Genomic DNA, 21,407 nt, shown 5'->3' with positions numbered 1-21,407 from the left:
GCAGCTTGAGTGTTTTAAAAACCCGCTTCGGCGGGTTTTTTTATGCCTGAACCTTTTGTGTTTAACCTTGGTAGCTAAGAGCTAAGAGCTAAGAGCTAAGAGTTAATAAGCGAAAGTTTAAGGCGTTAAAAAAGCAGCTACAGCGCTGCTTTTTTAATTTGATAAGTTACTTAAACTTAGTTATTCAGTGCTAACCTAAGCTCTCTTGAGCGCTCTAGTTGGGCAAGTAAGTCTTTGGCAACTGGTTTGAACTTAGCGAGCTCGGTTCTCGGTAGCGGTTCAGACTTAGGTAGTTTTACAGTTTTCGGGTTGCGGTGAACCCCATTCACTAAAAACTCATAGTGTAAATGCGCACCAGTTACTCGGCCTGTTGCACCAACAGTACCAATTTTTTGGCCCTGTTTTACCTTCTGGCCCGTTTTAACCATACGTTTATTCAGATGCAGGTACTTAGTGACATACTGACTGCCATGCTGGATAAACACATAGTTACCATTGAGCTTATTGTATCCAGACTTAGTTACTTTACCATTACCTGCAGAAACTACTGGTGTACCAACGCGTGCAGCGTAATCAATGCCTCTGTGTGGTCTTACTAAACCAGTAACCGGGTGTTTACGACGTGGGTTAAAGTTTGAGCTGATATATTTAAAGTTGACTGGGGCGCGCAAGAAGGCTTTACGCATACTGCGACCTTCAGGTGTGTAGAAATTACCGTCGGTGTGACGAATTGCGCTAAAACGTTCACCTTGGTTGATAAACTCAGCGGCGATGATTTTACCATTTCCGATCAGCTCACCATCGACATAATGGGTCTCGTAAACCAAAGAAAATGTATCGTCTTTGCGAATGTCATTGGCAAAATCGATATCCCAACCAAAGATGTCTGCAAAGTTCATAATTTGACGTTCAGACAAGCCTGCCGAAATACCTGCGGTCCAGAAGCTTGACTTTATTTTACCGCCAGCGCTTTGATTGACTGTTTCGATTTCTTTGCTGTGAATCGCTGTTTGGTATTTTTGTTCTTCATCTAAAGACACCAGCAAAGTGTCTGTTTTTGAAAGCACATATTTAAGGTGGGTTAACTCACCTTCGGTATTTTTTGCAAAACTCAACACTTCACCAGGATGGATTTTAGTCAGTTTGCGTGTTTCAGCATTGGTGTTAACTAGTTTATGTAGAGTTTGTGCTGAAAAACCTGCACGTTTGAAAAGTACCGCAAGGCTGTCGCCATGTTTTACTTCAAAATCGTTGAATTCAAGGATATCAATTGTGGCTTTTTCTGGCGCTTGAACTTCTGCGGGGGCACTTAAAGTTGTAAGCTGCTCTTCATTTTCAGAAACTTTTACGGGTAATTCGTAACGCTTGCCAACTTCGAGCGCTTTTTTGTCACTGTCTCTTGATGCAGTTGCCTTTTCTGACGGCCATAAAGCAATTATCAGCATGACAGAAATGCAGGTAAGAATAAGCAGTTTGTGTTTTTTAGGAAGCTTATGAACAACGTGAACCATAACGCGCCTTTTCTGCTGTCAAGATAAATCGGTAATAATATTGCAGGATATACGCAATAAAGCGTGAATACCAGTGTTTTGTGCATTTAAACTGATCTGAATATAGGCTAGAATCGTGCGATAAACTGTATATTTTGGAGCGACGAATGGTGGACTTTGAAACTGCATTAGCCGAGATTAAGCGCGGTGCAGAAGAGATTCTTATTGAAGATGAATTAAAGGAAAGATTGAAATCTGGTAAAAAGCTAAAAATTAAAGCGGGTTTCGATCCAACAGCACCAGATTTGCATTTAGGTCACACTGTTCTAATTAATAAAATGAAAACCTTCCAAGACTTAGGTCATGAGGTTATTTTCTTAATTGGTGATTTCACCGGCATGATTGGTGACCCAACGGGTAAAAACGTCACTCGTAAACCATTAACACGTGAAGACGTGCTAGCAAATGCTGAAACATATAAAGAACAAGTTTTCAAAATTCTAGATCCTGCCAAAACCACAGTGGCATTTAACTCTACTTGGATGGAACAATTAGGCAGTGCAGGTATGATCAAACTAGCTGCACGCCAAACGGTTGCCCGTATGCTAGAGCGTGATGACTTTAAAAAGCGTTATGCTGGCGGTCAAGCGATTGCAATTCATGAGTTCTTATATCCTTTAGTTCAAGGTTGGGATTCTGTTGCACTCGAAGCCGATGTAGAGCTAGGTGGTACTGATCAGCGCTTTAACCTACTAATGGGTCGTGAGCTGCAAAAAGATGAAGGTCAGAAGCCACAAACAGTATTAATGATGCCGTTACTTGAAGGTACAGATGGCGTTCAAAAAATGTCTAAGTCATTAGGCAACTATATTGGTATTACTGATGCACCAAACGACATGTTTGGTAAAGTCATGTCAATTTCAGATGAATTAATGTGGCGTTATTACGAATTATTAAGTGCACTTTCAATTGAAGAAATTGAGGGACTTAAGCAAGAAGTTGCAAATGGTCGTAACCCGCGTGACATTAAAATTGATTTTGCCAAAGAAATGATCGCACGCTTCCACAGCGAAGGCGATGCTGAAGCTGCGCATCAAGATTTCATTAAGCGTTTCCAAAAGAATGCTTTACCTGATGAGATCCCGGAAGTGACTATCACAATTGATGAAGACTCTACGATGATCTCTCAGCTGCTTAAAGAAGCGGGTCTTGTAGCTAGTACTTCAGAAGCCATGCGTATGATCAAGCAAGGCGCCGTTAAGTTAAACGGTGAAGAGAAAGTGACTGATAGTAAGCTTGTGATTGAGAAAGGCTCTACACAGATTTACCAAGTTGGTAAGCGTAAGTTTGCAAAAGTGACAGTAAGCTAAACACTCGTTATTTCAAATATTAAAAAGCTGGTTATAAACCAGCTTTTTTTGTGTTTGTTTTTCATGCTTATTTATCTAAGTATTTAAATAAAGATCAATAAACCAATCTAAAAGCCATATCAGTGCGATTAAAGAGAAAGTAAACCACTTAATTCTTTCTAAAAATGTTAAACACTGCTTTATATCTTCTGGCTCAGGGTGACGTTCAGCGCCAATACGCATTTTCGCAAAGCGCTCACCTTGATATTTACACGGGCCGCCTAACTGGATTGATAGATTTGCGGCAAATAGAGATAAGATCCAACCAGTGTTCGTTTGATAGCAGTGCCTTGCATAATGTTTGAAGTAATGAAAAGTTTTCTTACCTTGTAAAAACAATGCCAATAAAAATATAAAGCCTCTAAGCGGTAAAAATTCAATATAAAAAATGGCTGTCTGTAGTGGTTTTATAAATGCGCTATTAGGTGGAACGCGCTTTCGCCAAGCATGATCGCATATCAGCAGTAATTTAAAAGAAAATGCCGCGATGGGGCCGAGTAATAAATAAAAGAAGATCACAAGGTAGTAATGTCGAACTGTTCTTAACGCTGTGCTATCTATGCAGGCTTTAGCAATACCTATACTCGATAGCTCATTGACTTCACGGACTACGTTTTGCGCTAACAGTTGTCTCGCGGTTGCTTTTTGTTTTTGTTGTAGTAGCGCTGCTATGCGTTTGGCTCTTTGTAATACGCGGGTATCTAAACAAAAATAGAGCACTAAGCCCCCAAGCCAAGCTGGATAAAATGCAAACTGACTGATCAGCACCGCAATAAGTACAATGGTAAAAATGGGAAGAAAGAAGCCTAAGGTACCGGCTATTTTTTGTAATGAGCTACTTCTTTTGGGCTTAAAGACCCGAACGCCTATACGTTCAAAAATAAGCGAAAAGAAAGTGATTGGGTTGTAGCTATTGAGCAGCGGTAACACGTGCGCCGCTGCCAGTGCGCAGATAAAAATAATGAGGCTTTGAAAAGCCTCAAATTGCTGAGTCTCTAACATTACAAGCTAGTGTTGTTTAGCTGCTCAAGTAGTTCTGTCACTAGTTTAGAAGAATTTACAGAAGCAACTTCTAGGTATTCTTCAAAAGATTGTGGAGACTCTTTACCTGCAATATCAGATAGTGAGCGGATCACAACAAATGGCGTATGCAGTACATGACATGCCTGAGCAATTGCAGCGCCTTCCATTTCTACAGCTAACATTGATGGGAAATCTTGACGCGTTTTGTCAATGCGAACAGGATCACACATAAAAGAGTCACCAGTACAAATTAGACCAACTTTTGTTTGTGTGTCTTCAAGAATAGCAACACTTGCTTTGGCTGCTTCAATTAATGCCGCATGTGCCGCAAAGCCTGCCGGCATTTGTGGTACCTGACCAATCTCGTAGCCAAAAGCAGTCACATCTACATCGTGGTGACGCACTTCATCAGAAATAACCACATCACCGACATTTAATTCAGGATCAAAACCGCCAGCAGAGCCGGTATTAATGACACAATCTGGGTTAAAATTATCAATTAAAAGTGTTGTCGCAACGGTTGCTGCCACTTTACCAATGCCAGATTGAACTAAAGTAACAGTATGACCCGCAAGCTCACCAGTGTAAAAAGTGAAGCCGCCTTTGGTTAGTTCTTCTTTGTTTTGTAAAGCCTCACGCAAAATTGCAACTTCAGGCTCCATTGCACCGATAATACCTACTTTCATGATTTCTATTCCTCAAAAAATTTCCGCTAGTATAGCCTATCGCACTTTTATAAAAAACTTGTTCATATCAGTGATTATATAAAGCTTTATCATCATAGTATTGATTGCAAAGCGTCCATTTATAAAGAAAAAAGCCCTTTGAATATTCAAAGGGCTTATGTGACATATGGAAACTTTTAAATTTCAGCAAGCTGGGTTTGCGTTGAATGTGCCTTTGCTTGCGAGGGTGAAAGTACTGCTGGCTTCTCAGTTCGAGTTCTGGGTTTGCGAACTGGTTGCGGTTGTTGACCAATTTTATACAAGATGGCGCTGCGTACTTCATTGGCTTTATAGCCTGTTTTTACTTTCATACGAATATGTGGAATATTCGCTGACTCTAAAGCACCATTAACAAACCAATCTTTTTGCGCTTTATGGCCACTCTTGTTCGAATTATTGACAAGATCAACAGCTGCAACAATGTTTAGTGTGGTTTTATCAATGAGTACGTAATCGAGTTGTTTATTTTTAGCCTTTGCCAACGCTGCTCTGCGCGCTTTTTTTGACAAGCCGGGCTTACACTCGATTAAATCAATCAACTTGACACGGCTGACAATCTTAAATTTATCGCCAACTGCACGTTCTAGTAGACTGAGGAAAGTGGCCTCAACAGTACTGAAGACAGATTCTTTACGATTGAAAGGGTATGGATTGCCACCTACATCGGTATATTTTGCAATGACGATCGAGGCGCCAGCTACCAATGCAAAAACTAATAATAAAGCGAACTCCATATAACACTCCACAACAACAATTTGACTTTGATGTTTATAAGCAAAGTTCTTGCCAATTGTGGAGTGAAAGCTAGATTAAGCTGAATAACCGCCAGGTAAGCCTTTGAATGCATAGGCCACTGCGTCGTGAGCATGTAGAGATTCGTAGTGATTAATCTTGATATAGTAGTCGGCAAACCCTGCGTTTTCGAACAGTGCTTTAAGCTTTCTTGCCGCATCTTCACAGAACATAAGGTTTTGGCCGTTCAAACGAGCGAACTCTTGCTCATCTTCACGTTTCACTGCCGCTTGAACGGGGGTTTTAAGTTCATCTTCAACTAAGTTGACTAACCCTACAATGTCGAATTCTTGACAGTTATCATCAAGTTTAATCTTAATGTTTGAAATACTACGTTGCGAATGCGGTGTTGCCAGTACTCCCTCGGTAGTGCCAAGCCATGCATGCACTTCTTCGTGAGAAATGTCTTTATCTTTAAACTTTGCTGCGAAAGCGTCTTGAATAAGTTGACGCGCTAACGCTGCAGAGCAAGGGCAAGTAGAAGAGTAGGTAACATCTAATGCCAGCTCTATAGAAAATGTTTGGTTAACCAGTGAGGCAGTAATGCTAACCGGGTAGCTTTTCCAACCTTGTTTTTTGCTTAATAGAGAAGGTCGTCGCAACGGCAGTTCAAAATTGATGACGACTTTTGCCGCATCGCTGATGTCTTGGTGTGTCGTTACAAATTCGTCGAGCAGTTGCTTTAGTGTATTTGGCGACAAGGCTTGCTCACAAGATAGCGTATCTAGGGCTAAGAATAAACGAGACATGTGAATGCCTTTTGCGTCTTCTTTATGCAGGTTTACAAATGCGTCTGCTTTTGCCGTTACAGGCTGTTCAGGTAAGTCCTTGGTTGCAAGCATTAAAGGTAGCTCGATGTTACCCATTCCTACCCAATCTAATTTACCGGTTTGAAGTGCATCGGCTGAATGAGCAATATCTGGCATTGTAGTCTGCATGTTAACCCTCTTTTTCACGACATTTTTGAGTCGCGCATATTACACTATTTAGCGCTTGAATGCGTATATGTTCGCATTATCAATTAGCGCGTTTATTGAGAACTGTTAAGAACATTATACGTCTATTATGGCTTTTTGGACTTTTAATGCTTTGGGATTAATCACTTGCTTGCGTATAATGAAACAGTTAACGGAGCAAATTGATTAATATGATAGATTCTTCATTTGGATCATGGCTAAAAGTCCTTGCCAATGTGATTAATAAATATGGTGAAAAACAAGCTGGAGTGCTGTGTTATTCCCTGATATTACTCGCCTCATTAATTTTGTCATGTATGTTTTACTATGTGGCGTTAGGCGAGATTGTCATTGTTGATGTATTAGCAATTATGTTTTTTGCTGCTGTTACCTCTCCTGCATTACTGGTTATTTGCATTCAAGCGCTTAAAGAGCTTGAGGCTTCTAGAGTCTATTTGGATACTGCCACTCAACAAGAAAAACTTCTAAATCAGAGTTTAAAAGACAATATTACCCGTCTAAACAGCGAAATCGACGAGCGTAAAATCGCCTTACATGCTAAGCACCGAGCCATTGAAGAATTACGTCGAGAAATCGCTGAGCGTAAAAAAACGCAGTTAGAACTGGCGCAGCAAAGTATGCTACTTCGATCAATTGTCGACTCTTCTCCTGATTTGTTTTATTACCGTGACGAAGAAGGGGTCTTTGCTGGCTGCAACAAGATGTTTGAAAAAGTCATGGGTAAGAGCAGCAATGAGCTTATTGGTAAAAGTGTTTTTGATATTTACCCTGAAAGCTATATTCCAGAAGTGCTTAAGACTGATGAGCAAGTCGCAAAAACGCATCAAGCACTCACGTTAGATGTAGAGTATCCAGTTAATGATGAAAACCGCTGGTTTGAGATGCGTAAACTGCCATTTATCAATGAGCAGGGCGAGTATATTGGTTTACTTGCGTTCGGCCGTGATATTACATCTCGTAAAGAGGCAGAGCAGGAGCTTGAAACGGCTTATAAAGATAAAGGCAAGTTCATTGCAACTTTGAGTCATGAGCTTCGTACGCCACTAAATGGCATTGTTGGCTTAACTCGTATGATGTTAGACACTGAGCTGAGTAAGCAACAAAAGAGCTGGTGTAATACCATTTTCTCTAGTGCTGAAACCTTAGGTAACATCTTCAATGACATTATTGATCTCGATAAAATTGACCGAGAGCAGTTAGACATTGCAGCCGACAGTATCAATGTCTCTGATTTTATAAATGATGTGGTGAACTTTGCAGGACTTATCGCGGAGCAAAAGGGGCTAGAGTTCAATATTAACAGGCAAGGGATCCTAGATGTCTATGCCTCGCTAGACCCGACTCGGTTAAGACAAGTTCTGTGGAATTTAATTAATAATGCGGTTAAATTCACCCACAGGGGCAGTGTGACACTGGATTGTAAGCGGGAAAATCGTGATGGTGAAGTGTGGCTCGTTATGAGCATTACCGACACGGGCTCAGGTATTGCACAAGATCAACTCGCTCGAATTTTCGAAATGTATTATAAAGCACCAAGTGCCAATGGTTCGAATGCCATAGGTTCTGGTATTGGGCTGGCTGTGACAAAGGCGCTAGTTGAAGCAATGCAGGGCAGTATTGAAGTGAGCAGTATTGTTGGTCAAGGAAGTCGTTTTGAGGTTGAAATTCCACTAACCCTGACCGCCGCGCCTAAAGAGCAAAGCTATGCTGGCCGTAGCCTTTACATTCTGTTAGTAGAAGATGTGCCTCTGAATGCAGAAATCGCGACCAACTTACTTGAGCAGCGAGGGCATGAAGTCATTTGGGCCGAAACTGGTGAAGATGCCCTTTCGTTTGTTGCAACTGAGGATGATCTGGATTTGGTCTTACTCGATATGCAATTGCCAGATATTAATGGTGATGAAGTTGCTCGGGAGATTAGAGCAGATAGTCATTTCGATAAATTACCTATCGTTGCTTTAACAGCTAATGTTCGTAGTGCAGAAGAAGAGCTTGAAGGGATCAGCATTCAAGGTGCACTAGCAAAGCCAATCAATACGATTAAGCTTGATAAAATGCTGGCAGAGTTATTTGGTATTAATGCTAGAGCGACTAAGCCTAAACTCATAGAAACTAAAGCCAATTGTGCTGATAAACAAGCTGAATTCATCTTATTAGAAATGGAAACTATCTGTGATTTTATCGATTCAATGGGTGTTGAAGCATTTAAACGAAGCTCTGACTTATTTGCTAAGTTAAGCCCGAAGTATTGTGAAGAATTACAGCAGTCTATTGATAACAGTGACTTTGATGAATACAGCTCTGTAGCACATAAACTCAAAGGCGCATCGGGCTCTGTTGGTTTGAAGCAGGTTCAAGAGCACGCTAAAAAGATGGAAAAAGAAGTATCAGAGGTTGAACCTAAGATTGCACAGGATTGGCTAGATCAATTATATGGCTTGTTAGAAGCTGGGCAAATAGAGCTTAAAACGGTTGTTGATAGTTGGAACGGGTAGAGCTACCTTAGCTTAGGAATAAACTGTTATACCAACCCCTTCAATTAAGTGATCATCTATTATGGGGTTAGGAAAACTTGTCGGTGTCACCGCTTACGTGTTTTGCTAGCGCAAAGGTATCTAAATCTAAGCAGGTAAGGTGAAACTTTTGCTATTTTGTTGTTCTACATAATAAATATTAAAAGAAGCTAGCGTCAGTTTTAGTCTCTCAAAATGATTAAGTATTATTTAGAGTTAATATTAAAGTTCATTGGTTTAAAACAATGAGTTTTAGACATTAAAAAAGGGCCTGAAGGCCCTTTTTTACAAGTATGAACTAATCAATTAAAGTTAGCTATCAATCTTACCGATGAAGCGGTAACCTTCACCGTGAATGGTGCTAATTAGTTCAGAGGTATTTGTATCACTCTCAAAGTGCTTACGAATACGACGAATCGTGACGTCTACCGTTCTATCATTTGCGCGAAGCTCACGACCTGTCATGTGTTTAATTAACTGCTCACGGCTGAAAATACGACCTGGAGAGTCTAGCATTAAACGAAGTGCACGGTACTCACCTTTAGGTAAGCGTTTAGCTTCGCCTGCAGGTGATGTCAGACAACGGCTATTCTCATCAAGCTCCCAACCATTGAAAGTGATTACACCACTGCTTTCAATCGCAGAATCTTCAGGGTTGTTACCTGTACGAGAAATCAAATTACGAGCACGGATAGTTAATTCTCTTGGGTTGAATGGTTTCGTGATGTAATCATCAGCACCAATTTCTAAACCAAGAATGCGATCGACATCGTTGTCACGGCCAGTTAAGAAAATAAGACCTACATTTTTCTTTTGGCGAAGTTCGCGAGCTAAAATTAAGCCATTCTTGCCTGGTAAATTAATATCCATAATTACCAGATTGACATCATCATGAGTCGTTAGCTTGTCGTGCATATCATCGCCATCAATGGCTTCAATTACTTTGTAACCTTCTGCCTCAAATAAACTAACGAGGTTCAAGCGAGTTACGTCTTCATCCTCAACAATCAGAATGACTGGCGTTTGCATTATCATTTAACCTTTTAGGAATATGTTATTTACATTTTATTCGGTACTAGAAGAAAAAACCGAATATTTAAGATTATAGGAGTATATCTAAATGTTAACAAGTAAAATCAGTTAGGGTGAAACTTTGCTACGGCAAGTAACCGAGAAAGCACTTTAAAGTTATGTTTTGCAATCTGTTGCTTATTAACGTAAAGCCTGATTTTATTGCCCTCCTGAACAAGCGCCGCCATTCCTTCATTATCTAAAAAACTTAAGTTATCACTAACCATTAACATATCTAGGGGCGTATTCTTGTCATAAGCGAGCAGTATATCATTGCTAAGAGCTCCATCAAAGTATGTGATTTCACATTGACTGGAAAGTTCCAAAATTTTGGTGTTTTTTTCTACTTTTTTAATGCTTATTGGTAACCCTTTTATTTTTAGGCTTTTATTCTTATTTAATATGGCTCCTGGTCCTGATTTTAGATCATAAAAACAGAAGCGAATGCCTGCATCGCTCATTGATGGAAATTCAATAAAATTGGCCATTTGATATAAAAAAGCAGAGCGGATCTGCTCTGGTGTTTTACCTATAACACCAAAAGAGGAGATTAACAGAGAAAGAGTTAACCAATACCTCATGATGTTAATTCGCCCAGAGGTAAAGAAATAATAAATCGAGTACCGTCGCTATAATCTTCATCTAAAGTAATAGAGCCATCTAGGGCTTGAGTCACAAGATTATAAACTAGGTGCATACCTAAACCGCTTCCACCTTCACCGCGTTTGGTAGTAACAAATGGGTCAAATATTCTCTTTTTAATAGAAGTTGGTACACCGCAGCCATTATCTATATAAGTAATCTCTAAATTGTTTCCGCTACTTTCAGCACCAATCTTTATTTGATTGTCGTTTTCACTTTCAAAACCGTGGATAAGGGAATTTGATATAAGTTGTTCAAATATCTGTTGTAACGGGCCTGTTTTACTCGAAATGGTTAGGTTTTCAGGTAGACTTAATTCAATATCTGGCGATTTAATTGAAATCTCAGCATTCATCGCCATGAGTATATTGCTAAGTAGAGACTTAACGTTAACTTCGGCGCTAATCTCTGTATCTTGACTAACAGCTACACGTTTGAAGTTTGAGATGAGATCTGCTGCTCGGTTTAAATTTCTGTAGATAAGGTCAAGGTTCTCAACCCCATCGTTTATAAACCTTTCTAATTGTTTGGATGTGAGCGTTTTTTGTTCGAATGCGGCTTGTATATCAGCAAGCTTATCTCTTAGAAGCGTTGAACCAGTTACGCCAAGGCCAATTGGCGTATTAACTTCATGCGCAACCCCCGCTACCATTTGACCTAGAGATGCCATTTTTTCACTTTCTACAATCTGGTTTTGATATTGGTGCATGCGTTCTAAAGTGTTGAGCAGTTCTTGGTTTGCTTCACGAAGGGCTATGGTTCTTTGATTTACTTTTTCTTCCAGGCTTTGGTTCAGCTGATTAATTTCTTGTTTATCAGCTTCGTGACGTTCTATTTGATTTTGCGTACGTGAAAGCATGATATTGAGGTTATTTGAAAGGGTATTTAACTCTTCAATATGGCTGCTTGCAGCTCGAGTATTGTAATTGTGGTTTTTAGATACATCCTGCAGCAGTAAAGATAAGTCTTCAATAGGCGTTGCTATTCGCCTTTGAATGTTGCGGGCGACTAGTAGAACTAACAAAAGAACAAATAAGGTCAGTAATATATCAACTAGTATTTTATTGTTGATATATTTATTTAGTCTCTCTAAAGATCCTCTGATGTAGACGTAACCCTCGATTTTACCCTCATATTCGACTGGTTTTATTAATTCAATATAGTTGTCAGTAATTCGAGGTTGTTTTAGCTCTTCAATGCTACCCACTTTTAAAGGCACGGGAGGGGTTTTACTGGCGTTATAGCTGGTAAAGAACACTGGTTTCTTAGTGACGTCGTCTATGTCGTAAATGTGTATGTTTTTGACAAGTTCAACTTTACTGAATGATTTAAGGCGTTTTTCTTCGGTTTTTCTGTCTTCGAAAATTAGCGTGATTTGCGCATTAAAAGCAATGATATCGGCTATCATATCAAGCTTGTTAATAATCAATTGTTTTTGTTCTTTAACGTCAAGGTAAGTAGAAATAGAAATAGACAGCGATAGGCATAGAGCTGTTACGAGCATAACTGCGCTGATCAATACCTTTCTAATGCTTGTTTTTGTTATTTGTTTAGCCATTCGCTAGCCTTTGCAACCTACATGCTTACCAATACGGTTTGAGTAGTAGACATAAACTTCAAATTTTTGAAAAGTTTACAAAAATAAAACGTTATTTATAACTTTAATAAACTTAGTGTAGCAAAGGGAAAAAATAAAAATAACTAAAAATTGCGATGGAGCTTATGCTATTTTTCTCTAAGTTTGAATTAATTCATTCTTTGTTCTTAGAAATATTAATTTAGCATGTTTGATAAAACTTAAGCTGCTTGAGAAGCTTAAAAGGCCATTCATATTTAAATTTTTACAGAATGACCTTCTGTGAGAGCAGTTTACGATTTTTGTGCGTGATACACCGCAAATTTATTATTTTTCGCAATGGTTTCATATTCGCCAAACTGTGCTTCTAAGATTGGCTGATATTTTAAAAAGCTATTAGCAACTATGGTGAGCTTGCCTTTAGGTTTTAAGAATTGCTTAGAAAGCGCTAAAAAGTCTTCAGCAATTTGGTAATCTGTTGAAATACCCGTGTGGAATGGCGGGTTACTGATGATTAAATCAAACTGACCAGACACAGCTTGCATACCATCACTCAAAATCACATTGCCTTCGAGGTTGTTTAGTTTTAGCGTCTGTTCGGTAGCATATACAGCCAAAGCGCTAACATCTAAACAGTTCAGTCTCAATTCTGGTGTTTTTAGTCCTAGGTAAGTGGCGATAATCCCAGCACCACAGCCAAAATCTAGCACTTTGCCTTTATAAGGCACGGCAATTTGCTCGAGCAATAGACGAGTACCATCATCCAGTTTTCCGTGATTGAAAACCCCTGGCACGCTTGCTACTTCGAAGCTTTGGTCGTTGACACTCACAGTGAATGTGGTTTGGTAGCTGCTGATATCAAAACCATCTAATAAGGTTAAGTCAGCAAATTCGAATAGCACGCAGTGCTTTGCGCTTTCTAATTTATAAAATTCACCTGCAAAAGGTTTAAATTGCTTTTCAGCAGATTTAACACCGCCTTTGTTGTCTCCAACAATTAATATACGTGTTTTCGATGAAGCGATAGCTCGGATATTATCGAGCATCATCAAAGCTTCAGGCTTTGACTTCGGGTAGTAATAGATAACTAAATCGAGTTCTTCCAGAACAGGCAAACTATGGGAAACATGACTCGTGATGCCTTTGTGTTTTTGTGAGTCTTGATGATCAGCAACATTATAGCTAAAAGCGTGAATATCGCTATTTGGGTTTAATTGCTTTAATTCGCGAAGAAAGCCGTCACGCATGGTGTTAATCACTAAAATGCGTTCGCCTGTCAGTTCTTCTTCGTTGCGAAGAAGCAATAAACTTGGATTTGCTAATCGACTCATAAATACTCTATTTAAAATCTCTACTTAATTTTGCACAAAGGCAAAATTATACCAATCCTGTTCATTAAGAATTACTGAGGAGAGGTATTAACGTGATACCACTAAGTTAAAAGAGCCATCAGGCTCTTTTAACTAACTAAACATTAATCCTAAAAATTAGAATTTACTTTTAGTTGCTACGTTTGAACATTAAGTCCCAAACGCCGTGACCTAGACGATGGCCGCGCTGCTCAAACTTAGTCAGTGGACGATTGTCTGGACGAGGCACATAATCTTGTGTCTCAGAGATATTTTCGTAACCAGGTGCTGCAGTCATTACTTCTAGCATATGCTCAGCGTAGTTTTCCCAGTCAGTAGCCATGTGGAACACGCCGCCAACTCTTAGCTTTTGGCGAAGGCTCTCAACAAACTCTGGCTGCACAATACGGCGCTTGTGGTGGCGCTTCTTGTGCCAAGGATCAGGGAAGAATAACTGCATTGTTGTTAGGCTGCCATCAGCGATGCAATCAGCAAGCACTTCAACAGCGTCATGTTCAAATACACGCAGGTTCGTTAAACCGGCTTCGTCGGCTTCCATTAAGCATGCACCAACACCTGGGCGGTGCACTTCAATACCGATGAAGTTTAAATGCGGTGCGTTCTTTGCCATTTCAACTAACGACTTACCCATGCCAAAACCGATTTCAAGTACTACGTCGTTGTCGTTGCCGAATACTTGAGAGAAATCTAGTAAGCCTTGGCTATGCTCTAAGCCCATGCTTGACCAACATTTTTCAATGGCAGCAGCTTGTCCTTTTGTTAAACGGCCTTCGCGCTTTACAAAACTACGGACTTTGCGGATGTATTTACCTTCATTTAGAGCTTCTTCTAAATTGGCTTTACTCGATTCGTTCATAATCAATTCTGTGCTGTAAAAATGGGCGCATATTATCCCTATTCCAAGGCTGAAGTACAATACTTGACTGGATATAAAAGCCCTCTACACTGTGCGCCGAGTAAAGTAATCATAGTCGTGGTGATATGCAGGTTTCAAAACAGCAAGCCAAATGGTTTGCCGAGCAAGTAGTAGAGTGGTACCACCTTCATGGTCGTAAGACCTTACCCTGGCAATTGGGCAAAACGCCTTACAAGGTATGGGTGTCTGAAGTGATGTTGCAGCAAACACAAGTTGTTACTGTGATCCCTTATTTTGAGCGTTTTATGGCGCGCTTTCCGACGATTGTCGATTTAGCGGATGCACCAGAAGATGAAGTTTTGCATCACTGGACGGGGTTGGGTTATTACGCCCGAGCACGTAATTTGCACAAGACCGCGAAAATTGTGCGTGATCAATATGCGGGTAAGTTTCCTGAAACCTTTGAACAAGTTGTTGACTTACCTGGGATAGGGCGCTCGACCGCTGGCGCGATTTTGTCGCTTTCACTAGGTCAGCCGCATCCGATTTTAGATGGTAATGTAAAGCGTGTCCTAGCTCGATTCTTTATGGTTGAAGGCTGGTATGGGGTTAAAAAAGTAGAAAACTTACTTTGGTCCTTAAGCGATACCATCACGCCAAAAGACAATGTCACTGAGTTTAACCAAGCCATGATGGATTTAGGTGCTAGCCTTTGCTCGCGCAGTAATTTCAACTGCGAAGCGTGTCCGTTAGTGAGTCAGTGCCAAGCTTATGCAAACAACCAAGTTAAAGCTTTCCCTAACTCTAAACCGAAGAAAGAAAAGCCAAAAAAGCAGGCGTATCATTTGATAATTAACGCAGATAACAAGGTGCTTATGGAAAAGCGCCCAAGCTCGGGCATTTGGGGCGGATTGTTTGGCTTCTTTGAGTTTGAGTCATTACAAGAAGTAGAGACCTTTATTGCTCAGCAGGGGTTAAACGGAAAAATACAATCTCTAGAATCGTTTGTGCATATTTTTACGCATTTTGAACTGACGATACATCCGCAAATTTTGAAGTTAGATACTATTCCAGATTGTGTTCATGACAATCCGCTTATCTGGTTTGATTTGACAGAGCATCCAGAAGTTGGGCTTGCAGCACCAACGAAAAAGTTAGTTAAACTCCTAGGCACAATGGGGTAGACTAACGTCATTAATCGAGCATTTAATTAGGTGATGAACTATGGCACGCACAGTGTTTTGTCAGAAATTACAAAAAGAGGCTGAAGGCCTTGCTTTTCAACTTTACCCTGGTGAAGTGGGTGAAAAGATTTTCAATAATATCTCTAAAGAAGCTTGGCAACAGTGGCAGCATAAACAAACTATGCTGATCAATGAAAAGCACCTAAACATGATGGATCCAGATCACCGTCAGTTGCTAGAAGAGCAAATGGTCGGTTTCTTATTTGAGGGTAAAGAAGTAGAAATCGAAGGCTATCGTCCACCTGAGAAATAATCTTCTTAATTTTTATCTAAATTTAAAAAGCCCCGCAAACTCTAGTTTGCGGGGCTTTTATTTGTGTCTTACTTTTCGGTGCTATTTGCGATTAGTGAAGAATACGTGCTCTGATAGTACCTTCAACTGCGCTCAACTCTTTCAGCGCTACTTCAGAATGGTCGGTATCAACATCAATAACAACATAACCAATTTTGTCGTCGGTTTGTAGGTACTGAGCTGCAATGTTGATGCCGTGCTGAGCAAATGCTTGGTTAATTTGTGTAAGCACACCTGGGCGGTTGACGTGAACGTGTAATAAGCGGCTACGATTCGCAAGCTCAGGTAACGATACTTCAGGGAAGTTTACCGCGCTTAGTGTAGAGCCATTATCTGAGTATTTAGCCAGTTTACCAGCGACTTCAATACCAATGTTTTCTTGTGCTTCTTGTGTCGAACCACCTACGTGTGGGGTTAAGATCACGTTATCAAATTCGCGCAGTGGAGAAACAAACTCTTCGTCGTTAGATTTTGGTTCTACCGGGAATACGTCGATTGCAGCACCAGCTAGCTTTTTATCTCTTAGAGACTCAGATAGAGCATCGATATCGACTACCGTACCGCGAGAAGCATTAATTAAAATCGCACCTTGCTTCATCACTTCAAGCTCAGCCATGCCGATAAGGTTCTTAGTCGATGGTGTTTCAGGAACGTGCAAGCTTACTACATCGGCGCGCTGTAAAAGTTGCGTCAGGTTTTGAATTTGTTGTGCATTACCTAGCGTCAGTTTGTCTTCAATGTCGTAAAATTCAACTTTCATACCGATGTTTTCAGCCATAATACCAAGCTGAGTGCCGATATGACCGTAACCAATAATACCTAAAGTTTTACCACGGGCTTCATAAGAGCCAATTGCTGATTTGAACCACTCACCACGGTGAGCCATGGCGTTACGTTGCGGAATACCACGAAGTAACAAAAGAATTTCGCCTAGTACGAGCTCTGCTACCGAGCGTGTATTTGAGAATGGCGCGTTAAATACTGCTATACCACGCTCTTTAGTCGCCTGCAGGTCAACTTGGTTAGTACCAATACAGAAGCAGCCTACTGCAACCAGTTTTTCTGCTGCATCAATAACGCGTTGGTTTAAGTGAGTACGCGAGCGAATACCCACAAAGTGAACGTCTGAAATACGTTCGATGAGTTCATCTTCAGGTAAGGAAGTCTTAACATAATCAATGTTGCTATACCCATTGCGCTTTAGGGTTTCAACTGCGCTTTGGTGTACGCCCTCTAACAACAGTATTTTGATCTTTTCTTTTGCTAAAGAAACCTTACTCATGACTCATTCCTATTTTACAATTTTAGGACCTTCTGGTGTCCCTGTGATAACGATGTCAGCGCCGCGCTCTGCAAATAAGCCGTTGGTAACTACGCCGACGATTTGGTTAATTTGTTGCTCAAGCTGCTTTGCATCGTTGATCTCTAAACCGTGAACATCCAAGATCACGTTACCGTTGTCAGTGATCACGCCCTGACGGTAAACCGGATCGCCACCTAGTTTAAGCAGTTCTCTTGCCACATAACTGCGTGCCATAGGGATCACTTCAACTGGTAGTGGGAATGTACCCAAAGTTTCTACGTGTTTGGTGTTATCAACAATACAAATAAATTTATCAGCTACTGCCGCTACGATTTTTTCACGGGTTAATGCTGCGCCACCACCTTTGATCATGTCATTTTGTGCATTGATCTCATCAGCGCCGTCAACATACACGTCTAACTTAGCCACATCGTTTAACTCGTAAACTTCAATGCCTAGTGCTTTTAACTTATCAGTAGAAGCTTCTGAGCTAGATACTGCGCCTTTAATGTCATCTTTAATGCTGCCTAACGCATCAATAAAATGGTTTACCGTAGAGCCTGTGCCAACACCTACAATAGTGCCTTCTTCTACAAACTCTAGTGCAGCCCACGCCGCTGCTTTTTTCATTTCGTCTTGAGTCATTTCAGTTCCAAGGTTGTTGTCAAAAGTTGTCAACGCAAGTATACCGAAATCGTAGGCAAAGTGACGTGTTTTAAGCGTTCAACTTTGAAGTTTTACCACTGGTAAAACTTCGTCGGTGTTAAAATCTGCTCTAAAGGTACATCCCATGCTTCTATTGGTAAGCTTTCTACTTTCTGACAATCGTGGGCAAGACCAATTAACTTAGGCTTTTCACGTTGTTCAGCATAGTGCTTGGCCAATGTTCTATCGTAGTAGCCGCCGCCCATTCCAAGTCGATTACCTTGCTCATCAAATGCAACTAAGGGCATTAGCAAAATATCTAATTCTGGAAGCGGGCAAATTTGGCTGCAATTCAGCTTAGGTTCCAAGATAGCATAGCGATTCGCCACCATGGGTGAGTTTTCTTCATATTGCTGAAATAGTAATGAGGCGCCGTTAAAAGGGTGAATTATAGGTAGGTAAACTTGATGTTTTTTAACTCTAAGTGTCTGAATTAGCTTGTTTGTGTTGAGTTCTCCATCATTGCTAAGATAAAGCCCTATTTTGGCCTTTTTAGAGAGTTTTATGTGTTGAGAAAAATTAATAGTTAAGTTTTCTTCAGCTTGATTTTGAAATGATGGAGTTAGGTTTCTTCTGGCTTCGCGCACTTTTTTTCTAATTTCAGTACGCGATATTTTCTGTTCGTGAATTTTACTCATGTTACAAAGCGACTAGTTCAGGAAAAGCAAGTGCGATGGCTAATATGATCAACAGAATGATGAGTACAACACCGAGACCATATTGTACTTTTTTACTGCGCTTGGGTGGTGGATCAAGCTCAAGTTCATCAAATAGGTCGTCATCTTGCCAATCATCTTCGACTTTATTCTCTTTTACTATTTCTTGTGAAGGCAAACGCTGCTCTAATTCTTCTAGACGTTCTTCGATTCGAATAAGACTTGATGTAATGTAATCAAGGGCTTCGAGGATACGTTCATCTTTAGAATTTTGAATTGAGCTTGTGCTATTTGCACTGCTTTCAGTAGATTGCAGCTTGGCATGCAAACCGAAACTGGCCAATAACTTTACTTGTTTAAGGCATTTGGCTTTTTCGCTGGGGGCAAATAAAGATTTGCCTTGCGTGAACGCTGTGATTTTTTGCGGCGTTGTTTTAAGTTTTAAGCTGAGCTGCTCGATGGCGGCAGATTCACTCACGCTGCTATCGAAGCCGGCAAATACAACACGGTATTTGTCAGTCATGGAAACATCCTTAAATTCGCTAATGCTTTGAGTATACCCAAATTTTAAAGACATGCGAATGAAGGAGGAGCTTTATCATGGCCTTATAAGCAAGATATAAGGCCATGGAATAAGTTTTTAGTACTTAGCTGACTTGCCATTCGGTAGGGCGTTTTGAATAAATTCACGTAAGTCTTGATTCGATTGCTCTAAATCAGCACGACGTAAATACATCATATGGCCTGAGCGATAACCTTTAAAGCTTAAACGGTCACGCATTTTTGCACTTGGGTCGAGTTGCCACATCGTATATTTTGCATCGAAATAATTGGTTGCACCGTCATAGTATCCCGCTTGCACTAACACATTAAGGTAAGGGTTTTGCGCCATGGCTAAACGTAGTTGCTCACCAGTGTTGTTGTTTGTTCGATCCCATGGATGAACCGAGCCAAACATATTGTATTTAATGTCGGTTTTGTAATTTAACTCTTCACGTAGATAGTAATTAATGGCTGGCGTGAAAGAGTGCAGCCATGAGGTTAGCTCAGGCCAATAATCAGGGCGACTGCCAGCATCGCGTTTATCAATACCTAAATAACGAGAGTCTAAGCGGCCAAGTGTTTGACCTCTACCTCTTAGCAGCTCCTTCCAAAAAGCGCTGGTTGGAATGTCTAAATTGTTTTGTGCAACAAAGGTTTCTGATAAACCACTGAACTTAGCAACTTGTTTAATTGTTTGTTGTTTTTCAGCATCGCTGATAAATGCACCTTTTGCCAATGCCGGTAGATATTGGTTAATGGTGTAAGTTTCAACTTCTTCTAATACGTCTAACAAGTCTTTATTTTGTAGCTCTGGCGCTAAAGCTTTGTGGTACCAAGCTGCTGCCGCATAGTAAGGTAAGCGATTAGCTGCTTTTACAGGGCCTTGGCGTTTAATGCCAATATCAGTAGGCGATACAAGTACTACGCCATTTAAGTACATCCATTGGCTGTTTTGTAGTTCGTGAGCAAGACCTGAGACACGGGTTGTACCATAGCTTTCACCAATTAAAAATTTAGGCGATAAAAAGCGGTTGTTTCGATTTACAAAAGTGTTTAGCCATTCTGCTAGATATTTGATATCAGCATTGACACCAAAGAAACGCTTTTTCTGCTCCGCCTTGCTAGGCATTTTTCCATCTTTGTTTGGTAAAACACGCGAATAGCCAGTATTCACAGGATTTACGAAAACAATGTCGGCTACGTCTAAAACTGAGTAAGGGTTAGTTTGTACACCGTACGGCTGAACTGGATAGCCCTCGGTATCGATATTTAATGTTTTAGGGCCTGTATAGGCAATATGCATCCATACTGATGCTGAGCCGGGGCCACCATTGAATGAAATAAGCAGTGGACGTTTACTTATATCTTTAACATCCGTTTTTTTGTAATAGGTGTAATGCAAAGTGGCGATCGGATGACCTTCTTCATCCCATACTGGTTGAGTGCCAGTGGTCGCAGTGTAGTTAATTCTTTCACCCAGAATTTTAGTTTTATGCTTAGTAACAACTTGATTGTCTATGTCGATTTGGCGGCTATGTTCACTGGCATTGACCGCATGACTAATCAGCAATGCTGCACTGATGATGATGGTTTTTAATTTCATTAGTTTATGTCCTCCGAATTTAAATAATGTTCTCCTCCCACTGAATATGCAAAGTTTATGAGTCCAAATAAGGGCAAATTGAGACGGGTGTATAAATGGTCGAAATTTATGCACCAGCTCAGTTCAATGTGAATAATTACGCACTTTTTTGGTGCATTCTATTTAGTTTATATTCGGTTATTTTTTGTAACTTAATGTATTTAATTGCTTTTTAATTTTGGTATAGAGCTTGATTATTCATTGTCAATATAACGCATCACAATGTCGAAGGGGGCAATATGAAAATGATCAGCGCTATCATTAAGCCATTTAAGCTTGATGAGGTCCGAGAAGCATTATCAGAACTCGGTGTAGAAGGCATGACAGTCGTTGACGTAAAGGGATTTGGGCGTCAACGCGGTCATACTGAACTATATCGAGGGGCTGAGTACCAAGTGGATTTCATTCCTAAAATCAAAGTCGAAATCGCAACACAGAGTGAAAACGCAGAGCGAATTGTTAATAAGTTAAGTGAAGTGGCTAGAACCGGCAAAATCGGTGACGGTAAGATTTTTGTGTATGACCTAGACCAAGTAGTGCGTATTCGTACTGGTGAATTCGACGAAGAAGCGATTTAG

Annotated in this window: 20 protein-coding genes; 5 read left to right on the top strand and 15 right to left on the bottom strand. The window is 40.4% G+C overall.

All coding sequences use genetic code 11. The features are described 5' to 3' along the window. Positions 1-176: 176 nt before the first annotated feature. Positions 177-1,511 carry a peptidoglycan DD-metalloendopeptidase family protein gene (locus PP2015_RS14120; RefSeq protein WP_058030923.1) on the bottom strand — a complete coding sequence of 445 codons (1,335 nt, stop codon included), beginning with the start codon at positions 1,509-1,511 and terminating at the stop codon, positions 177-179. Between the two features lie 149 nt (positions 1,512-1,660). Here PP2015_RS14120 and tyrS point away from each other — a divergent pair, with 149 nt between their 5' ends. Then, positions 1,661-2,860: a tyrosine--tRNA ligase gene (gene tyrS / locus PP2015_RS14115; protein ID WP_058031654.1), complete on the top strand. Its 1,200-nt coding sequence runs from the start codon at positions 1,661-1,663 to the stop codon at positions 2,858-2,860. A 75-nt stretch (positions 2,861-2,935) separates the two neighbouring features. Here tyrS and PP2015_RS14110 read toward each other — a convergent pair whose 3' ends face one another. The 4 genes from PP2015_RS14110 to folE2 all read right to left on the bottom strand — a co-directional run bounded on the left by PP2015_RS14110 (position 2,936) and on the right by folE2 (position 6,377). Then, positions 2,936-3,901, bottom strand: a complete 966-nt coding sequence (locus PP2015_RS14110) for a cobalamin biosynthesis protein CobD/CbiB (RefSeq protein WP_058030922.1) — start codon at positions 3,899-3,901, stop codon at positions 2,936-2,938. Next, a complete protein-coding gene (gene mtnN / locus PP2015_RS14105) occupies positions 3,901-4,608 on the bottom strand; it encodes a 5'-methylthioadenosine/S-adenosylhomocysteine nucleosidase (RefSeq protein ID WP_058030921.1) in 708 nt (235 codons plus the stop codon). Before mtnN ends, PP2015_RS14110 begins: the two co-directional genes overlap by 1 nt. Positions 4,609-4,784: 176 nt before the next feature. Further along, positions 4,785-5,381, bottom strand: coding sequence for a DUF2726 domain-containing protein (locus PP2015_RS14100; RefSeq protein ID WP_058030920.1), 597 nt, complete (start codon positions 5,379-5,381; stop codon positions 4,785-4,787). 75 nt (positions 5,382-5,456) lie between these two features. Next, positions 5,457-6,377, bottom strand: a complete 921-nt coding sequence (gene folE2, locus PP2015_RS14095) for a GTP cyclohydrolase FolE2 (protein WP_058030919.1) — start codon at positions 6,375-6,377, stop codon at positions 5,457-5,459. A 209-nt stretch (positions 6,378-6,586) separates the two neighbouring features. On the opposite strand from folE2, the gene arcB reads away from it, so the two are divergent. Beyond that, positions 6,587-8,911: an aerobic respiration two-component sensor histidine kinase ArcB gene (gene arcB / locus PP2015_RS14090; protein ID WP_058030918.1), complete on the top strand. Its 2,325-nt coding sequence runs from the start codon at positions 6,587-6,589 to the stop codon at positions 8,909-8,911. Between the two features lie 330 nt (positions 8,912-9,241). Here arcB and arcA read toward each other — a convergent pair whose 3' ends face one another. The 5 genes from arcA to trmB all read right to left on the bottom strand — a co-directional run bounded on the left by arcA (position 9,242) and on the right by trmB (position 14,444). Further along, positions 9,242-9,958 (bottom strand): two-component system response regulator ArcA, encoded by a 717-nt coding sequence (gene arcA, locus PP2015_RS14085; protein WP_058030917.1) that lies wholly within the window; start codon positions 9,956-9,958, stop codon positions 9,242-9,244. A gap of 107 nt (positions 9,959-10,065) precedes the next feature. Further along, the gene (locus PP2015_RS14080) at positions 10,066-10,581 is read right to left on the bottom strand and encodes a YfiR family protein (RefSeq protein ID WP_058030916.1); all 516 of its coding nucleotides are present in this window, start codon (positions 10,579-10,581) and stop codon (positions 10,066-10,068) included. After that, entirely contained in the window at positions 10,578-12,200 is a 1,623-nt protein-coding gene (locus PP2015_RS14075; protein ID WP_058030915.1) for a sensor histidine kinase, read from the bottom strand. The genes PP2015_RS14080 and PP2015_RS14075 overlap by 4 nt, the downstream gene beginning before the upstream one ends. A 311-nt stretch (positions 12,201-12,511) precedes the next feature. Further along, positions 12,512-13,549, bottom strand: a complete 1,038-nt coding sequence (locus PP2015_RS14070) for a methyltransferase (protein WP_058030914.1) — start codon at positions 13,547-13,549, stop codon at positions 12,512-12,514. Between the two features lie 169 nt (positions 13,550-13,718). Further along, a complete protein-coding gene (gene trmB / locus PP2015_RS14065; RefSeq protein ID WP_058030913.1) occupies positions 13,719-14,444 on the bottom strand; it encodes a tRNA (guanosine(46)-N7)-methyltransferase TrmB in 726 nt (241 codons plus the stop codon). Between the two features lie 125 nt (positions 14,445-14,569). On the opposite strand from trmB, the gene mutY reads away from it, so the two are divergent. After that, the gene (gene mutY, locus PP2015_RS14060) at positions 14,570-15,628 is read left to right on the top strand and encodes an A/G-specific adenine glycosylase (protein ID WP_058030912.1); all 1,059 of its coding nucleotides are present in this window, start codon (positions 14,570-14,572) and stop codon (positions 15,626-15,628) included. A 40-nt stretch (positions 15,629-15,668) separates the two neighbouring features. Continuing rightward, a complete protein-coding gene (locus PP2015_RS14055) occupies positions 15,669-15,941 on the top strand; it encodes an oxidative damage protection protein (RefSeq protein ID WP_058030911.1) in 273 nt (90 codons plus the stop codon). 91 nt (positions 15,942-16,032) lie between these two features. Here PP2015_RS14055 and serA read toward each other — a convergent pair whose 3' ends face one another. The 5 genes from serA to PP2015_RS14030 all read right to left on the bottom strand — a co-directional run bounded on the left by serA (position 16,033) and on the right by PP2015_RS14030 (position 20,790). Next, positions 16,033-17,262 carry a phosphoglycerate dehydrogenase gene (gene serA / locus PP2015_RS14050; RefSeq protein WP_058030910.1) on the bottom strand — a complete coding sequence of 410 codons (1,230 nt, stop codon included), beginning with the start codon at positions 17,260-17,262 and terminating at the stop codon, positions 16,033-16,035. A 9-nt stretch (positions 17,263-17,271) separates the two neighbouring features. Continuing rightward, positions 17,272-17,928, bottom strand: a complete 657-nt coding sequence (rpiA, locus tag PP2015_RS14045; RefSeq protein WP_058030909.1) for a ribose-5-phosphate isomerase RpiA — start codon at positions 17,926-17,928, stop codon at positions 17,272-17,274. Between the two features lie 92 nt (positions 17,929-18,020). Then, positions 18,021-18,626 carry a 5-formyltetrahydrofolate cyclo-ligase gene (locus PP2015_RS14040; protein WP_058030908.1) on the bottom strand — a complete coding sequence of 202 codons (606 nt, stop codon included), beginning with the start codon at positions 18,624-18,626 and terminating at the stop codon, positions 18,021-18,023. A 1-nt stretch (position 18,627) separates the two neighbouring features. Beyond that, positions 18,628-19,167, bottom strand: a complete 540-nt coding sequence (locus tag PP2015_RS14035) for a hypothetical protein (protein ID WP_058030907.1) — start codon at positions 19,165-19,167, stop codon at positions 18,628-18,630. A 117-nt stretch (positions 19,168-19,284) separates the two neighbouring features. Beyond that, entirely contained in the window at positions 19,285-20,790 is a 1,506-nt protein-coding gene (locus PP2015_RS14030) for a S10 family peptidase (RefSeq protein ID WP_058030906.1), read from the bottom strand. 278 nt (positions 20,791-21,068) lie between these two features. Here PP2015_RS14030 and PP2015_RS14025 point away from each other — a divergent pair, with 278 nt between their 5' ends. After that, positions 21,069-21,407: a P-II family nitrogen regulator gene (locus PP2015_RS14025; RefSeq protein ID WP_058030905.1), complete on the top strand. Its 339-nt coding sequence runs from the start codon at positions 21,069-21,071 to the stop codon at positions 21,405-21,407.

The sequence above is a fragment of the Pseudoalteromonas phenolica genome (genome assembly GCF_001444405.1).
Classification (GTDB): domain Bacteria; phylum Pseudomonadota; class Gammaproteobacteria; order Enterobacterales; family Alteromonadaceae; genus Pseudoalteromonas; species Pseudoalteromonas phenolica.
The sequence above is the reverse complement of the archived record's forward strand: the minus strand, read 5'-3'. Positions and strand labels throughout refer to the sequence as shown.

What these genes read in the sequence shown, in the direction of transcription:
- PP2015_RS14120 (WP_058030923.1), bottom strand. Translation starts at nt 1,511, where the DNA reads ATGGTTCACGTTGTTCATAAGCTTCCTAAAAAACACAAACTGCTTATT.
- PP2015_RS14110 (WP_058030922.1), bottom strand. Translation starts at nt 3,901, where the DNA reads ATGTTAGAGACTCAGCAATTTGAGGCTTTTCAAAGCCTCATTATTTTT.
- mtnN (WP_058030921.1), bottom strand. Translation starts at nt 4,608, where the DNA reads ATGAAAGTAGGTATTATCGGTGCAATGGAGCCTGAAGTTGCAATTTTG.
- PP2015_RS14100 (WP_058030920.1), bottom strand. Translation starts at nt 5,381, where the DNA reads ATGGAGTTCGCTTTATTATTAGTTTTTGCATTGGTAGCTGGCGCCTCG.
- folE2 (WP_058030919.1), bottom strand. Translation starts at nt 6,377, where the DNA reads ATGCAGACTACAATGCCAGATATTGCTCATTCAGCCGATGCACTTCAA.
- arcB (WP_058030918.1), top strand. Translation starts at nt 6,587, where the DNA reads ATGATAGATTCTTCATTTGGATCATGGCTAAAAGTCCTTGCCAATGTG.
- arcA (WP_058030917.1), bottom strand. Translation starts at nt 9,958, where the DNA reads ATGCAAACGCCAGTCATTCTGATTGTTGAGGATGAAGACGTAACTCGC.
- PP2015_RS14080 (WP_058030916.1), bottom strand. Translation starts at nt 10,581, where the DNA reads ATGAGGTATTGGTTAACTCTTTCTCTGTTAATCTCCTCTTTTGGTGTT.
- PP2015_RS14075 (WP_058030915.1), bottom strand. Translation starts at nt 12,200, where the DNA reads ATGGCTAAACAAATAACAAAAACAAGCATTAGAAAGGTATTGATCAGC.
- PP2015_RS14070 (WP_058030914.1), bottom strand. Translation starts at nt 13,549, where the DNA reads ATGAGTCGATTAGCAAATCCAAGTTTATTGCTTCTTCGCAACGAAGAA.
- trmB (WP_058030913.1), bottom strand. Translation starts at nt 14,444, where the DNA reads ATGAACGAATCGAGTAAAGCCAATTTAGAAGAAGCTCTAAATGAAGGT.
- mutY (WP_058030912.1), top strand. Translation starts at nt 14,570, where the DNA reads ATGCAGGTTTCAAAACAGCAAGCCAAATGGTTTGCCGAGCAAGTAGTA.
- PP2015_RS14055 (WP_058030911.1), top strand. Translation starts at nt 15,669, where the DNA reads ATGGCACGCACAGTGTTTTGTCAGAAATTACAAAAAGAGGCTGAAGGC.
- serA (WP_058030910.1), bottom strand. Translation starts at nt 17,262, where the DNA reads ATGAGTAAGGTTTCTTTAGCAAAAGAAAAGATCAAAATACTGTTGTTA.
- rpiA (WP_058030909.1), bottom strand. Translation starts at nt 17,928, where the DNA reads ATGACTCAAGACGAAATGAAAAAAGCAGCGGCGTGGGCTGCACTAGAG.
- PP2015_RS14040 (WP_058030908.1), bottom strand. Translation starts at nt 18,626, where the DNA reads ATGAGTAAAATTCACGAACAGAAAATATCGCGTACTGAAATTAGAAAA.
- PP2015_RS14035 (WP_058030907.1), bottom strand. Translation starts at nt 19,167, where the DNA reads ATGACTGACAAATACCGTGTTGTATTTGCCGGCTTCGATAGCAGCGTG.
- PP2015_RS14030 (WP_058030906.1), bottom strand. Translation starts at nt 20,790, where the DNA reads ATGAAATTAAAAACCATCATCATCAGTGCAGCATTGCTGATTAGTCAT.
- PP2015_RS14025 (WP_058030905.1), top strand. Translation starts at nt 21,069, where the DNA reads ATGAAAATGATCAGCGCTATCATTAAGCCATTTAAGCTTGATGAGGTC.